The 14,623-nt window shown below is 59.7% G+C and carries 16 protein-coding genes; 10 read left to right on the forward strand and 6 right to left on the reverse strand.

From position 1 onward, the window contains the following. Positions 1-132 precede the first annotated feature (132 nt). From VUG52_RS18705 to VUG52_RS18720, 4 genes are all read right to left on the reverse strand, one after another. Complete coding sequence (locus tag VUG52_RS18705; protein WP_331831883.1) at positions 133-2,907, reverse strand: bifunctional DNA primase/polymerase; 2,775 nt, start codon at positions 2,905-2,907, stop codon at positions 133-135. After that, the gene (locus VUG52_RS18710; protein ID WP_207851568.1) at positions 2,904-3,107 is read right to left on the reverse strand and encodes a TraR/DksA C4-type zinc finger protein; all 204 of its coding nucleotides are present in this window, start codon (positions 3,105-3,107) and stop codon (positions 2,904-2,906) included. The genes VUG52_RS18705 and VUG52_RS18710 overlap by 4 nt, the downstream gene beginning before the upstream one ends. Next, the gene (locus tag VUG52_RS18715) at positions 3,100-3,588 is read right to left on the reverse strand and encodes a phage regulatory CII family protein (RefSeq protein WP_331831884.1); all 489 of its coding nucleotides are present in this window, start codon (positions 3,586-3,588) and stop codon (positions 3,100-3,102) included. Before VUG52_RS18715 ends, VUG52_RS18710 begins: the two co-directional genes overlap by 8 nt. 126 nt (positions 3,589-3,714) lie before the next feature. Beyond that, on the reverse strand, positions 3,715-3,939 hold the full coding sequence (locus VUG52_RS18720; RefSeq protein WP_331831885.1) for a YdaS family helix-turn-helix protein: 225 nt from the start codon (positions 3,937-3,939) through the stop codon (positions 3,715-3,717). A 97-nt stretch (positions 3,940-4,036) separates the two neighbouring features. On the opposite strand from VUG52_RS18720, the gene VUG52_RS18725 reads away from it, so the two are divergent. The 8 genes from VUG52_RS18725 to VUG52_RS18760 all read left to right on the forward strand — a co-directional run bounded on the left by VUG52_RS18725 (position 4,037) and on the right by VUG52_RS18760 (position 8,903). Further along, on the forward strand, positions 4,037-4,741 hold the full coding sequence (locus VUG52_RS18725) for a S24 family peptidase (protein ID WP_331831886.1): 705 nt from the start codon (positions 4,037-4,039) through the stop codon (positions 4,739-4,741). Positions 4,742-5,039: 298 nt separating this feature from the next. After that, positions 5,040-5,549 carry a hypothetical protein gene (locus tag VUG52_RS18730; RefSeq protein ID WP_331831887.1) on the forward strand — a complete coding sequence of 170 codons (510 nt, stop codon included), beginning with the start codon at positions 5,040-5,042 and terminating at the stop codon, positions 5,547-5,549. Continuing rightward, positions 5,546-5,791 (forward strand): pyocin activator PrtN family protein, encoded by a 246-nt coding sequence (locus VUG52_RS18735; protein WP_099431178.1) that lies wholly within the window; start codon positions 5,546-5,548, stop codon positions 5,789-5,791. Before VUG52_RS18730 ends, VUG52_RS18735 begins: the two co-directional genes overlap by 4 nt. 83 nt (positions 5,792-5,874) lie before the next feature. Continuing rightward, positions 5,875-6,372, forward strand: coding sequence for a hypothetical protein (locus tag VUG52_RS18740; protein WP_331831888.1), 498 nt, complete (start codon positions 5,875-5,877; stop codon positions 6,370-6,372). Next, the gene (locus VUG52_RS18745; RefSeq protein ID WP_062361356.1) at positions 6,369-6,614 is read left to right on the forward strand and encodes an AAA family ATPase; all 246 of its coding nucleotides are present in this window, start codon (positions 6,369-6,371) and stop codon (positions 6,612-6,614) included. The genes VUG52_RS18740 and VUG52_RS18745 overlap by 4 nt, the downstream gene beginning before the upstream one ends. Continuing rightward, positions 6,611-8,416, forward strand: a complete 1,806-nt coding sequence (locus tag VUG52_RS18750) for a DNA cytosine methyltransferase (protein WP_331831889.1) — start codon at positions 6,611-6,613, stop codon at positions 8,414-8,416. Before VUG52_RS18745 ends, VUG52_RS18750 begins: the two co-directional genes overlap by 4 nt. After that, positions 8,413-8,631, forward strand: coding sequence for a hypothetical protein (locus tag VUG52_RS18755; RefSeq protein ID WP_331831890.1), 219 nt, complete (start codon positions 8,413-8,415; stop codon positions 8,629-8,631). The genes VUG52_RS18750 and VUG52_RS18755 overlap by 4 nt, the downstream gene beginning before the upstream one ends. Continuing rightward, positions 8,628-8,903, forward strand: a complete 276-nt coding sequence (locus VUG52_RS18760) for a pyocin activator PrtN family protein (protein WP_331831891.1) — start codon at positions 8,628-8,630, stop codon at positions 8,901-8,903. Before VUG52_RS18755 ends, VUG52_RS18760 begins: the two co-directional genes overlap by 4 nt. Before the next feature lie 195 nt (positions 8,904-9,098). On the opposite strand, the gene VUG52_RS18765 is transcribed toward VUG52_RS18760, so the two are convergent. Next, positions 9,099-10,802, reverse strand: a complete 1,704-nt coding sequence (locus tag VUG52_RS18765) for a hypothetical protein (protein WP_331831892.1) — start codon at positions 10,800-10,802, stop codon at positions 9,099-9,101. A 355-nt stretch (positions 10,803-11,157) separates the two neighbouring features. Continuing rightward, the gene (locus tag VUG52_RS18770) at positions 11,158-12,279 is read right to left on the reverse strand and encodes a site-specific integrase (protein ID WP_331831893.1); all 1,122 of its coding nucleotides are present in this window, start codon (positions 12,277-12,279) and stop codon (positions 11,158-11,160) included. Between the two features lie 104 nt (positions 12,280-12,383). Between VUG52_RS18770 and dusA the strand changes: the two genes are divergently transcribed. Beyond that, the gene (dusA, locus tag VUG52_RS18775; RefSeq protein ID WP_331831894.1) at positions 12,384-13,394 is read left to right on the forward strand and encodes a tRNA dihydrouridine(20/20a) synthase DusA; all 1,011 of its coding nucleotides are present in this window, start codon (positions 12,384-12,386) and stop codon (positions 13,392-13,394) included. Between the two features lie 214 nt (positions 13,395-13,608). Further along, complete coding sequence (gene tal, locus VUG52_RS18780) at positions 13,609-14,529, forward strand: transaldolase (RefSeq protein WP_050704861.1); 921 nt, start codon at positions 13,609-13,611, stop codon at positions 14,527-14,529. The last annotated feature ends 94 nt before the right edge of the window (positions 14,530-14,623 follow it).

The following is a 14,623-nucleotide window of genomic DNA, read 5'->3' on the forward strand; positions in this document are numbered from 1 at the left end:
TGCGCGTGCGCGAACCCAACACACCCAACACAAATAGCCGCCAAGCCACGGATTCCGGGACCTGAGCCTGTGTTGACTTGCGTAATCCAACCCAACACAAACCCAACACACCCAACACACTTACCGGCGGAGTCATGCTGCAACCCTCTTGATGTGGTCCCAGGCTTCCACGTTCCAACCTGCGAGCTTCGCTCGCTCACGCCACTCGATGACGTTCTTCCCCAGCACGGCCGCATTCAGGGATGGGGGTAGGGAAGGATCTCCATCGTTGGGCATGAAGAACGCAGCGAAACGCCTGGTGTCCTTCGCCGTGGAAGGGTCCGTCCAGGGAATAGCCCTCGTCTTCTCCACCTTCGCGCTCAACATCAGCGAGAACTTGGTTTGGCTCATGGCGTGCTCTTTATTGTGGGCGCACCACTCGATGAACATGGCGTACACATCCGAGGTCAGGCAGCAGCCCCACAGACCATACCCAAGCTCGCCGTTTCGCCAGAGGTAGAAGAAGGTCTGCCAGGCCGTGCGGCTTAGCTCGACCAGGCGTTGCCGGGCCTCGGTCTTCGGTGGACGCGTGCGCTGGTTGAAGTCCTCAAGGTCGACGTCCAGCAGCCAACCGTACAAGGCGGCCACTCCACCGTTGGCCAGCTCTCGGGCGATTGCCTTCTGGCGCTCAGGCGGCAAAGTCTCCAGGGGCCACATCACCAGCATCCGGCGATCGTCTTCGCTGATCGGCCAAGGCATGATCTCATTGCTCAGGAACGCCGAGTTCATGTGGTTGGCCTCTTCCCAGCCGTTGATGAACTTGGATTCCATCCGCACCGTCTTGCCTGTGATCATGTGCTTGATCTTGCCGACTTGGTTGTAGCGCTGGTCGCGGCTCACAACCTCTTCGAACACCGCCCACAGCTTGCCGCTTTGCCAGGCGTTGAAGTTGCCTTCCAACTGCGCCTGGCCAACCGTCGCGCTGTACCGCCCGTAAAGCTCACCCATGATGTCCGCGAACAGCAGGCTCTTACCCGAGCCTTCCATGGTCGAGTGGAACAGGATCGCCGTGTCCATCTTTGCGCCCATATGCTGCAGCGGGTAGGCCAGCCACTTGATCAGCCAGTCCAGCGCTTCCGCTTCGTTGTTGCAAAGGAACGCGATCAGCCAGCGCAGGTTCTCGCAGGCAGCATCATCGCGCACCGGCGTGAGCGGCAGCCCCTCGAAGGTGTTGATGTAGATCGCCGGATCTTTGGTCATAGTCGGGTCGAATACGATGTGGTCGACGTCCACCACCCGCCGATCCGGGCTGTTCAGCCATAGCTGATAGGCATCACCCAGGGCCATCTTCACGCTACCCTCGGGCAGGCGACGTTTCTTCTCGCGGTCCCAGGCCTCCTTCGTACCGTCGATGTAGATGTACCGGTCGAGCGGCTCCAACTTCAGCGCCCCGCCCTTCTTGCTGGACATCTTCCGGGCGTGCTCAAGCTCTGACACCTGCTCGGAGGCAATCAGCTTCTTGTCGGTCCGCTCTATCCACTCCTTGGCCAGCGGCTTGCCAACCAGGGCTTCGAAGCCCGCCCGCTTCATCGCCCGCCCCTTGTCCAAGTCCCACACGCTGGTGGTGCCTTCGACCAGAGCGAAGCGGCGCATTGCACCGTCAATGTCCAGGGCGTCGCCCCCTGCCCCCCCAGTGGCCGAGGAGCCGGCCGGGCTTCCCGCCTCGACGTCAGATGGGGTGTGGGGAAGGTGCTCGACATTGCCGTCGCCGATCGGCGCCAGTTCGGCCTGCTCGGAGACCGATGGGGTGTGGGGAAGCTCACCCAGCGGCGGCGGCTCTGGCGGGCGGGACTTGGCGTCGATACCGAGGATCCGAGCTGCCGCCCTGGTCGCAGCCCTCTGGTCACCGTCGTGCATCAGAATGCAGAACACGTCGAAGGCATCATTCTTGTGTCCGTTCGCCAGCGGGTCCGACGTGTGATGAGAAAAGAGCTTGCCATCGGTGATCGTCACCCCAGGTATACCGGAGCTGCTGTGCGGGCTCAGCCACTTCCCGTCGATGCGCTTGTAGCCATGCGCCTCGATCATCGTGGCGATGTCATGGATACGATTGAATTCCGGGATGACCTCGGGAAGCTTGTCACCAGATCGAGCAGCAGCTGGGGATGGCCTTGGCAAGGGGCGAGCAACGGGCATAGCCGGCTTCGGCCTCCACGGGCAAACGGCCTCCCCTTTGGGCTTGAACTCGTCCCAGCCCTGCCAGATCGCCAGCAGTTCGGGTGGAAGCTCCGGCAAGCCGCCCGCGACTGGCGCGGTGCGCCATGTGTAGGGCTTGCCCGTACCTGGGTGAATAGAAGGCGGCAGCACGTCCTGCACCAGGCCGCCCCGCAACTCGAAGACGGTCACTTTCTTGAAGGGCTCAGCCGCCAGGCGGAAAGCCGCTTCGCGGTCGGCATCTTCCTGGTCTACAGCTGCTTGCACCTGTGCCATGAGCCCCTTGTAGATGGTGCCATCGGGGTCGTTTTTGTTGGGCCACACCAAGGCGTGACGGCTCAACTCAACACCCTCGGGGACGCGGAACATCACACGGAAACGCTCAGGGTTACCCACGGAGGTCGGGTATGCGTCTGCAAGGGCGTCAACGTCGAGTCCAAGCGTCTGCTGCAGGACCTGCCGCGTCAGCTCGACATCATCGACGTCCAGCGAACAGACACGACTAGGCCCGAGTACCACCCCTAGGTTGTGACTCGGGCGCTTCGTCCAGAACGCTTCGGCATCAGCGGCGACAGTGAGGTAGCGACCGGGCAGGTTCCAACCCTTACCCTTTGGCCCCTTCTCGCCTGGCTCGATGGGAACCAGGGCCAAACCAAAGGTTTCAATGTAACGCCGCGCCCAATCAGCTGTGGTAGGAGTTGGGCGCGTGCTCATCTGCGACGCTCCCGTAATCCTTGGCAGTCGATACAGGTTTCACAACCTGCGACCGACTGCTGGCGGGCCAACGGAATAGGCTCGTCGCAATCCTCGCAGAACTGGGCACTCGGCTTTTCAGGAAGGCGCGCAAGACGCTGCAACGACAACTGCAGGAAGTACTCAGCATGATCGTTGGCGAAATCGACAGCATCAGCCATGGCTTATGTCCTCCATGGCCTCGCGGGCACCTGCCATGATGGCGAGCACCTGCCGGATAACCTCCATGCCACGCTGCTCCAGGTCCAACACCTCCGGCAAGGTCCAAACGTTGTCCGAGGCACCATCATGCAGGCTACCTACGAACTGCCCCGACTCGTCGAGCAGCTTCGCGACCGCCTGCAGCGCGTCGTTGGTGGCCGGAACCGGCTCGGGGCGATACCAGACCGCACCGGCAGGACGGACCAGCGCGTCGAGTAGCCGCGAATCACCAGTCCACTGGACGATCTCTTCGAGCTCGTCGGGGGTTGGCCAGCGGCGGTCGTCGGTGTGGTGTAGCTTCTTCTGAAGGGTATCCACCTCAAGCCCCATGTCGAAGGCCAGCTTGGTGATACCACCGTGATAATCACGACCAGCGCGATAGAGCGCCTGCCGCAAGGTGAGGACTGGGCCAACGCCCGGCAAAAGATCAATCCTGCTCATAACCGTAAAACCTCGGTTTACGGTGTAGCCAGAGAATGGGGTAGGCCCTATCCTACAGCCACGACCGTACTGTGCTGTGCGTCGTCGTAGCTGGACTGGGGAGGTGAGAGTCCCCAGTCCAGCACCTTACTTTTTTGTCTGTCTCAAGTAGGCCCAGTCGATGTCCGGCCGCATGGCCTCACAACGAATGACCCCTTTTGTTTCCCGTTCCAGGCTTACAGCCAAACCAGCGCTAGCGCGACGGTTGCCGTAAGCCACCTGCTTCAACTGGCCTGGCGACGTCCCGCAGTGCTCCGCGAAAGCCTTAAGCCCTTCCCTGTCCATCGTCTTCAAGTACTCGCTAAGCGTCATAGACACCTCCATGGGCGGCGAGATTAGCAATTGCTAATGATCAAAACAATAGCATGTCGTAATTTACTGTTTGCTAACGGACAGCAATCATCGCCGTATGGATATCAACGAAAGGCGTATCGCCTCCCTCCGCAGAATCATGGGTACCCTGAGCCAGAAGGAATTCGCCGAGGCTCACGACCTGGACGCGTCGTATCTGTCACAACTACTGAACGGACATCGCAAGCTGGGGGAAAAGGCTGCGCTGAATTTGGAGCTCAAGATCGGGCTCGCAGCAGGGACGCTGACATCTCCTCCCTCGGAGGAGCCCCCCACCAAAGCCCCAGACAATGTGGTTCGCCTACCCACCCGCGTGGTCAAGGACAAGAACTTCTTGCTGATTCCGCATCTCGACATAGCGGCATCAATGGGGCCAGGCAAGGCAGCCCCAAACATGCACATTGAAGTCATTCGCGACATGACGGTTCATCTGGATTGGCTCAGGATGCAGGGCCTGACCTTCTCCAAGATCGACAATCTGGCGATCATCACCGGAGATGGAGACAGCATGTCGGGGACCTTCGCCGACGGGGACGCGCTTCTGGTGGATCGAGGCATTAACGAGGTTAAGACCGACGCCATCTATGTCTTCACCCTTGACGGAGACCTCTACATTAAGCGCCTTCAGCGTCTCACCGGCGGTACGCTCCGGATGATTTCTGATAACCCAATCTACCCTCCAATCATCATCGACGAGTCGATGATCGATCGCATGCACATCCAGGCCCGAGTTCTGCTCGCCTGGAACGCTAAAAAGCTCTAACACCACTTCGCTGTGCATCACCGGCTTGTGCGCCGGGCACAGTCATGCCCGATAAATTTAGCATTTGCTATTGATGAACGAATTAGCTTTTGCTAATTTCGTGTTGCGTCAGCTCTCACATAAAGGACATGACCCTCATGAAATTTGCACAGCACAACGGACCCAGCGCGGTTCTGCTACACCCAACCACCTGCAGCAGCCTTGCGAAAATCAGGGAGTTCCAGCACCGCACGGGTATGCAAGTTGTCGTATCCCAGGCAGGCAAGGCCCACGCCGTTCCCTACTCCGGAGGTGCCGCGTGAGCGAGTTCACTATCCCTTTGAGTCGGATCATGGTGCTGGAGCGCACGCTGGAGCACGGCGGAAACGCGACGTGCAAACTTCAACGCCCCGAGACATCGCTGGACGCCCAGGTCTACGTCGAGAATGACAGCACCACTCACCACATCAAGGTGACGATGGGGCCGCTCACCAGCTCTCTATCCCTTCCCCGCAGACTGGCCACCAAGTGCCAGTCCTTACGCTATTTCCTGCAGGATCTGGCCAATGGCCGAGCTGACTCCGGCGCAATGTCGGAAGAGGCTCTCGCCCTGCTGGAGGCGCAAGACAGCGTGGATGAAGTCCTACTCGTCGGCCAGATCGCGTATGTGATCAATACCGTCAACCATGCGCTGCCCTTCGGCGCAGTTATCACCAATGACCAGGGCGAGGTCTGCGCAGCGGTTACCGCCTCGAGCAAGCAGCAACTCGCTGCTGCCCTGCGCGCAAAGCTCAAGCCCGGCCATGAGGGGCCTGGGGAGCGCACATGAGCACCCTGGAACAACTGCGCAGTGAGTGGGCGACGCCCTGCCCTACGTTGACCGCCGTGCGGGAGCGCTACTTCCCACACATAGGCTCGGACAGACGGCTCAGGGAGCTGATCAACAAAGGGGCGATCCCGCTGACGTTGAAAAAGCTGCACAACTCAGCGAAGGCGCCCCACGTGATCTACCTGCACGACCTCGCCCAATACCTCGACCGTCAGGCGCAACAAGACTCGCAAATCGCGTGAACCAGGCGGCCCCGGCCATCAGGGGCAACAGCCCGCCACCGGCTCTCAAATCCACGGTGGTTGGTCAATTTGGAGCACACCATATGCAACCACATCAGCAAGTCCTCGCCATGGGCATCCTTTGGCTTGTCACCTTGATCGTCGCGCCATACCTGTTCTCGAAGGCCCGCAGCCGCGCCTTCAGTCGTGGCATGGAGATTGGCAAAGAACACCATAGAGCCGATCTCAAACTGCAGCTCAAGACCCTCCGAGAGGAACTGGACGAGACTCGCATCCAGACCGAGGCAGACCAGCGTAAACACCATCAGGCCGTGGCGGCTCTCAAGCGAACCATCACCGAGCTTGAAGAGCGGATCATGTCCTACACAGGCATGCCGGTGACCAGGGCAGACTACGACCAACTGCTCGCTGCTGCCGACACCCTTCGGCTCGCCAACCGCACCCTCACCGTATTGAAGTCGGAACTCCAAGCAGCCCGAGCAGGCCACCAGGCCAAGGCCATGGATGACTTGGCGATGCGCATCCACGCCCAACTGCGTGCCACACCGGCCAGCGCCTCTAAAGCGGAGGTAGCAGCATGAGCACCAAGAGCGTACTCGTAATTGGCCCCCAAGGGTGCGGCAAGACCACTCAAGCCCCCGCGATCGCCAAGGCCCTGGGCCTCAGCAATATCCACGACAACTGGGAGCCCGGAGCAGCAGTCGCACTTCTGGACACCCTGGTACTGACCAACGCACGCGTTGCCAACTGGCACTTCAAAGGGCGGACGATAACTTTCGACCAGGCCATGCAGATCGTCCAGCGCGGAGGTGACGCAGCATGACTCTGCGTAGGCATGTTTTGAAGCACTTCCACATGTGCTGCGGCTTGGGCGGCGGCGCCAAGGGGTTCAACCGATCAAAACCCATCGTCGGCAACCTGCAGGCCGACTGGCAGTGCATTGGCGGCGTCGACGTGGACCCGGCCGGGCTGGCCGATTTCGAACGTCTATCGGGCGTGAAGGGCACGCTCATCGATCTGTTCACCCGCGACCAGTACATCCGTTTCCACGGGAAGGAGCCACCACCAGGGTGGCGCGAGGCGACCCCGGAGGATATTCGTCGCGCCGCAGGCGGGCAGCGCCCTGACGCAGTGTTCATCAGCTCCCCCTGCAAGGGCGCGAGCGGGCTGCTGTCCGAAACCATGAGCCTGACACCACGGTACCAGGCCTTGAACGAACTGACGCTGCGCTGCATCTGGCTGTTCTGCGAGGCCTGGGCCGACGACCCGGTTCCGCTGCTGGTGTTCGAGAACGTACCCCGCCTCGCCACTCGCGGCCGGCACCTGCTCGACCAGATCAACAGCCTGCTGGGCCAATTCGGCTACGCAGTCGCCGAGACCACTCACGACTGCGGCGTCATCGGCGGCCTGGCCCAGAGCCGCAAGCGCTTCCTGCTGGTGGCCCGCCACGTCGAGAAGGTCCCTCCGTTCCTGTACGAGCCAGAGAAGAAAAGCCTGCGAGCCGTGGGCGATATCCTTGGACGCATGCCACTGGCCGGCGACATCGAGGCCGCCGGCCCCATGCACCGGGTTCCCGCACTGCAGTGGAAGACTTGGGTACGCCTCGCTCTGGTCGAGGCTGGCAAAGATTGGCGTAGCCTCAACGACCTCGCGATCGAGGATGGCTACCTTCGCGACTTCGTGATCGTCCCCGAAGCCTACGCAGGCTATCTGGGCGTGAACGACTGGGAGAAAGCCGTAGGCACTGTCGCCGGCAAATCCAGACCAACGAACGGCGCGTTCTCGATCGCAGATCCTCGCGCTCAAGCCGGCGCCCTGCAGTACCAGCAATACGGGGTGCGCCGCTGGGAAGACACCAGCGGCGCAGTGATCGGCGTCAAAAGCCCAGGGCAAGGCACGTTTAGCGTGGCCGATCCACGACGAGCAGGTGGCGGCTTCGGCAAGTATCAGGTCACCCCTTTCACCAGCCCAGCCAACACCGTGATTGCTGGCAGCACCACCGGCCAAGGCGCCTTTGCGGTACAGGACCCGAGGTACCACAACTGGCACCCCGGCGCATCAAGCCGCAAGCTGAACGTGGTCGGAATGAACCAAACCGCTGGCACTGTCACAGGCTCGCAACAGGTCGCCAGTGGCGCTATGTCGATCGCCGACCCTCGCCCCGGCATGCGCCGCACCAAAGGCGATGCCTACCTCACTGGCGGGCATTACGGCGTGGTGCGGTGGGATGGACCGGCAGGCGCCGTGTCCGCCAGCGCGATGCATGACAACGGCCGCTGGAGTGTCGCCGACCCGCGCCTACCCGCCGCCAACGAACGCCTGACCTGCGTAATTGAATCGCTGGACGGGACATGGCACCGCCCCTTCACAACCTTCGAGCTGGCCGCCATCCAGAGCCTGGTTGAGCCGGAAGAACAACTCGAACTGGACGGCCTCAGTGACCAAGCTTGGCGCGAACGGATAGGCAACGCTGTGCCTCCACATGCCGCGGAGGCCGTAGCGGATGTGATGGGCACCACTCTGTTGTTGGTCGCCCAGGGCGAAACCTTCGTGCTGAGCAGCATGCCGATTTGGGTACGCCCCATCGCCGTAGGCCTGAGCGTTGCTCAGCGGGAGGCCGCATGATTGACGATCGTCACGATTGCCCAGCGTCGGACGCTGAGCACAGAGCCGCCGCGTGGCTCGGCCAGGCCGGGCTGTATCGCACTCGACTGGAAGGCGTGCAGAACGGCGAGCAGCACCTAGAACCAGCTTCTACCGACGAGCATTTCGAACTTTCACAAACCCACGTTCGCGAAGGCCTGCGCCATGCCCAGCCGCAGATGGAGAACAATTCATGAAGACAGCCTTTGTGTTGATGGCACAGTACAACGGCCTAGCCATCATCTCGCTTGAGCAGGTCTGCGCCGACTACTTTACACACCTCACGCCGCTAGTATTCCAACGAAAGGTGCTGGCAGGGGAGATCAAGCTTCCTATAACCCGTCTTGAACCTAGCCAGAAAAGCGCCCGAGGCATTCACATTACCGATCTGGCTCTCTACCTGGATCAGCAGCGGGATGCTGCGCGCAAAGAATGTGCGCAGCTGAACAAGACGCTACGTCCGGGCTAATTTGGAAATTGCGTCTACTAGTAAGTGATGTCGTAAGAATTATACTTGACCCAGCTGGCTGCATTCGTCTTGCGCCCTGCGTCGATGGCCGTCAACGATCGGCGGCCATCTCTGTAGCCGCGATACGCAGAGAACATCTATTGGCAAAAAGCTGCCGCTCGATGGTATCTACCAAAACTACGAGCGGAACTGGTTTCATTTATCTGCTGAATTATCGGGTTCTAAATCTAAGCGGACGTAACGCGGCTCGCGCCGAAGCCCATCCGCTCCATAGGTCTTCACAAGCTGGAGTTCTTCAACATTGAAAGTTATGCCGTCGACAAGGCAGGCTTCAGCTACGCGAGGGCTATTATTATATAGCCAAACATAATGCTTTTTTGTCCAACTAATAATCGCTTTATGCAATGGCCAGCTTTCTTTTCCACGACTACTCTCATGCACTTCCAGCCCCATCACATTAAGGCAGAACCCGAGAATTTTCGCACCTTTGAAATTAGGGAAACGATCCATCTCAGCAATCGCATCATACAACAGCCGGCGAAACTTATACTTCACCACTTTACCACTCGCCCCATTAAGCCCGTGGTTAATCGGCCCCCAGATCGAGTTATGCTGGATAAACCAGCACTCCCACTGCGGCGAAGCTACAGACGAGGCGTGGAAGATAACCTCAAAAATCATGCTGGCAATGTCATCGTAAATCGACTCATATGGATGGCCGTATTCCACTCTCACGCGAAGGCGAATGTAGTCAGGCTTCCCTTTCTTATCCAGAATCTCAACAGCATCTTTGATGAAATCGATGACTATCCGGAGGCACTGAACGGTATCGCTGTCGAGCGAATTGGCTACCGCATTCAACTTGTACAGCCCATAAACAGCATTCTCGATATAGCCCTTCGCGCGAAACAGGGGATTAGAGTGATGCCAGTGCGGTTTTTTTACATAGTCACGGAGGGTAATCAAAACCACCCTACAGTAAGCTTCCCACTGTACAGCGGTCCATTTCCGATTCCCCACGAGGTCTGGATCAAGCAAAGTTCCAATGGTGTCAACCATCATATGATTTCCGAACATTGCTTGACTTAGGGGCTGGTGGTATCCGATTAGTCCTGACTCATACCCCATAGACTCATGATAGATAAACGAGTTCGTATTTAGCAGGGCCTCTCTCACGATATTTTTGGCGAAAATTTCGATCTGGACACCGTATTTTTTGGTCTCACCAATTTCGTCAAAGATTGCAAGCGCAGCGCCCGGCGAGGATTCGACTATCACACGACAAAGTCTTTTATCGGCTATAAGAAGCAGGATATCATTCGCATAGGACTCTACTTTAGGCAGGACCGGCGACGTTTGACTTCCATCTGATTTTGGGTGGTGATTTACAAAAACTTTCCGATCAGTTGCGTAGCGCACCAATGCTCTAGCAGAGTACATGAGTTCGTCAGCGACCACAGACAGTTCTTTCGGGTCACCTTTCAGAATGTGTCGATACAAGGTCTGTGCATAGCGTTCGGCGTTCCGCCTTCCGAATGTTGGTCGCCTTATAAAGGCGAACCATGCCCAGGTTAGGAATGTAATGAAGAAGATACCGGCGAGGAAGGCCTGCCATAAGGGTGGGGTGAGCAAACTGCCTCGTGGTACGAGCCACCCTTGAGCACGCCATAGGTCGGTCAATAAGGTGAGTACACCCACGATAGCAACGACTGAGTAGGTTAACCGTTGGAGCGGAATCGGGGCGGTTTGGACACGAAAGCGATAGCGCACGTCACCGATTGTCCAGGCGAGAACCATAAGAGCAAGACCCGCAAGAAATTCCGAGAAACCGAAAAATTTGGAACCGTTCGGATCAAGCTGAACAAAGCACACAGCCGCATAGCACTTCTCTACTACCATAACCATCCTTAGAAAATTTCTTTCCTGAGGTGTATACCCCGGCAGCTCTGGGGAGAACAAGAAAATATCTCTAATGGTTCAGTTTTTAGGACCCAGGTAACCAACTGTCTCATAATCCGGCATGGGACGGGTGCGGAACAGATGCAGTCAAAGGCTGCTCGCAGGCTTGTGCTTTGGCGCGGAACTGGTCGTCCCTACGACTGATTTCGACGGTTAGCCGCTTGACTCCAGCAGCAGCTTTGGATCGAAGCTAATAATCGTGGCCGCCCTTCATCGCCCCTAAGGGTTGAATCGCTAGGGAACAGACCATAGCCTGCCGCCGTCCGAATCCATCGATTACAAGGGGCAAGCCCAACTAGTCAACCCTTGCGCCGAGGGTAACTGGCGCCTGGATAATCCGCTCTAACCAACTCCATCCCTTGTATCGATCGCCACGCCCCCGCAGGTGGGTGTAACGCCGCAGCGAGTTCCAGTCACGATGACCAGAAACACTCGACACTCTGGGGATATCCCAATCCATTTCGAACAGCCTGCTCACGCCCTCGTGGCGCAGATCGTGGAAATGCAGATCCGCCACACCAACCATCTTGCAGGCCTGGGACCAGGCCTTACCGATTGAGTCGCTGTTGTAAGGGAAAATCTCAGCACATTGGCGCGGCATACTTTGCAGAATCCTCCACGCCTCATCAGGGAGATGGCACCAAACATCGTTGCCAATCTTCTGCCCCGGGTTCTTCATGTCGCGCACTTTCACCGCCTGGCGGTGCTCATCCAGATCCTCCCACAAGATGCGGGCGATCTCGTCCATACGCCGTGTTGAGAAGATGGCAAACGCCGCCACCTTGGGCATGTGAATGACAGTCGGGCGCCGTGAAAGCATCTCGAAGAAATGCTCGAGCAGCTTGTCGAGTTCGTCGAGATTGGGCCTTCGATCCCGCTCACGGCTCCTCATGTTGTAACCGAGCCGCTTCAGCACGAGGCGCGCATCCGGCATGGCTTGAGGGTTGATCTCATACCCCCACGCCGCCCTGGCCAGCGACAGCACTGAGCCCAAGTGAGCAAGATCATTGCCAGCTGTCTGCGGTTTGATGTCACCACCCTCGGGGCTCATGCGCCATAAAGCATAGTCCACCAGGACCTGCTGAGAGATATCGGAATCGACCACGTCGCCCAGGTAGCTACTCTTGATGGCCACGAGGGTCTGCCGCTTCGTCTTGCCAAGCGGCCGAGCTTTCTCTGCCTCCACCAGGTATCGGTCGATCATGTCCTTGACGGCGTGCCCGCCACGATTGGCCCGCTCGATCGCTCCAGGTTCCGCCAACTCGGTCTCTCGTCGCTTCGCCCAGGCTTGAGCTGCCTGCTTGCGGGCGAAGGTCTGACACTCTTGGTAGACTAGGACACCTTTTTTCTTGAGGCGGATCTGGACGGTATAGCTGACCGTTCCATCGGCCTTTTTCCTTGCTCTGATCGTTGCCATATTTTCCGGTGGTACAAGCGTGATTGGCGGTGGTACATCGTACCACCGTCACACCAAAAACGTCTGAAAACCCTGGAAAATGGTACAAAACCGTGTAGACCAGAATGCCCCTAGAAACAGCTTCAAAGCCACAAACCACGCGCCCCGAGCCGTCCCGCCGCTTCTCCGTGGCACCGATGATGGACTGGACAGATAGACACTGTAGGTTCTTCCTGCGCCTGCTCTCCCAGCATGCGCTGCTCTACACCGAAATGGTCACCACCGGCGCCCTGCTGCACAACGACGCCCAGCGTTTCCTGCGCCATGACCAATCCGAGCACCCGCTGGCCCTGCAGTTGGGCGGCAGCGTGCCGGCGGACCTGGCCGCCTGCGCGCGCCTGGCCGAGGAGGCCGGCTACGACGAGGTCAACCTCAACGTCGGCTGCCCCAGCGACCGGGTGCAGAACAACATGATCGGCGCCTGCCTGATGGGCCATCCGGCGCTGGTGGCCGATTGCGTCAAGGCCATGCAGGACGCGGGCGGCATTCCGGTCACGGTCAAGCACCGCATCGGCATCAACGGCCGCGACAGCTACGCCGAGCTGTGCGACTTCGTCGGCCAGGTGCGCGACGCCGGGTGCCGCAGCTTCACCGTGCATGCGCGCATCGCCATCCTCGAAGGCCTGTCGCCCAAGGAGAACCGCGAGATCCCACCGCTGCGCTACGACGTGGCGGCGCAGCTGAAGGCCGACTTCCCGGACCTGGAGCTGGTGCTCAACGGCGGTATCAAGACCCTCGACGAGTGCCGCACCCACCTGCAGACCTTCGACGGCGTGATGCTGGGGCGCGAGGCGTACCACAACCCGTACCTGCTGGCCGAGGTCGACCAGCAACTGTTCGGCAGCACGGCGCCGGTGGTCAGCCGGGCCGAGGCGATGGAAAAGCTGCGTCCGTACATCGTCGCGCACATGCAAAGCGGCGGCGCGATGCATCACATCACCCGGCATATCCTTGGGCTGGGCCAGGGCTTCCCGGGAGCGCGGCGCTTCCGGCAGTTGCTGTCGGCGGACATTCACAAGACCAGCGAACCGCTGAAGGTGCTGGACCAGGCCGCCGAGCTGTTGCAGGGGCGCTGAGGGAACCTGGGGCGGGGTTGGCACTCGAAGGGTTAGCCTTTTACCGTGGCCCTGGCGTTGGCCGGGGCTGCTTTGCAGCCCTTCGCGGGGCAAGCCCGCTCCTACACACGGGAGCGGGCTGCTTCGAAGGGTTTCCCGATACGCCTGCGACGGGCCTTGAGTGGCTGTCGGGGCTCGGGTAATGTCGAGTCATTGCACAGGACAGAGCACGCCCATGACCTCCAAGCTGGAACAACTCAAGCAGTTCACCACCGTGGTCGCCGACACCGGCGACCTGGACGCCATCACCCGCCTCAAGCCGGTCGACGCCACCACCAACCCTTCACTGCTGCTCAAAGCCGCCGCCATCCCGGGTTACGCCGACCTGCTCAAGCAGGTCAAGGCCGATGCCAAGGGCAATGTCGACCTGGCCTGCGACAAGTTCGCCGTGTCGGTGGGCTCGGGCATTCTCAAGGTCATTCCGGGGCGCATCTCCACCGAGGTGGACGCGCGACTGTCGTTCGACGAGCCGGCGCTGCTGAAAAAGGCCCGTCAGCTGATCGAGCTGTATGAAGCGGCCGGCGTGCCGAAAGACCGCGTGCTGATCAAGCTGGCCTCCACCTGGGAAGGCATCCGCGCCGCCGAGAAGCTGGAGAAGGAAGGCATCCAGACCAACCTCACCCTGCTGTTCTCCTTCGCCCAGGCCCAGGCCTGCGCCGATGCCGGGGTGTTCCTGATCTCGCCGTTCGTGGGGCGCATCTACGACTGGTACAAGAAGAGCACCGGCAAGGAATACGTCGGCGCCGAGGATCCGGGCGTGCAGTCGGTCACCCGCATCTACGACTACTACAAGACAAACGGCTACGACACCGTGGTCATGGGCGCGAGCTTCCGCAACATCGGCCAGATCGAGCAACTGGCCGGCTGCGACCGCCTGACCATCAGCCCCGAACTGCTGCAGCAACTGTCGGACGACCAGGGCGAACTGCCACGCCTGCTCAAGCCGGGCAATGCCGGCGAAGCCAAGCAGCAGTTGAACGAAAGCCAGTTCCGCTGGGCGATGAACGAAGACGCCATGGCCACCGAGAAGCTGGCCGAAGGCATCCGCCAGTTCGCCCGCGACCAGGAGAAGCTGGAAGCGCTGATGGCTGGCTGACAAAGCCTGATACATCTTCGGCTTGATCGACGGGCGGTTAATGCAGAGCATTTCCCGCCCGTTTTCGTACCAGGCCATAACACGCACCCTGTGG

It is taken from the genome of Pseudomonas sp. LH21, assembly GCF_036549575.1.
In the GTDB taxonomy this organism is placed as follows: Bacteria; Pseudomonadota; Gammaproteobacteria; order Pseudomonadales; family Pseudomonadaceae; genus Aquipseudomonas; species Aquipseudomonas peradeniyensis.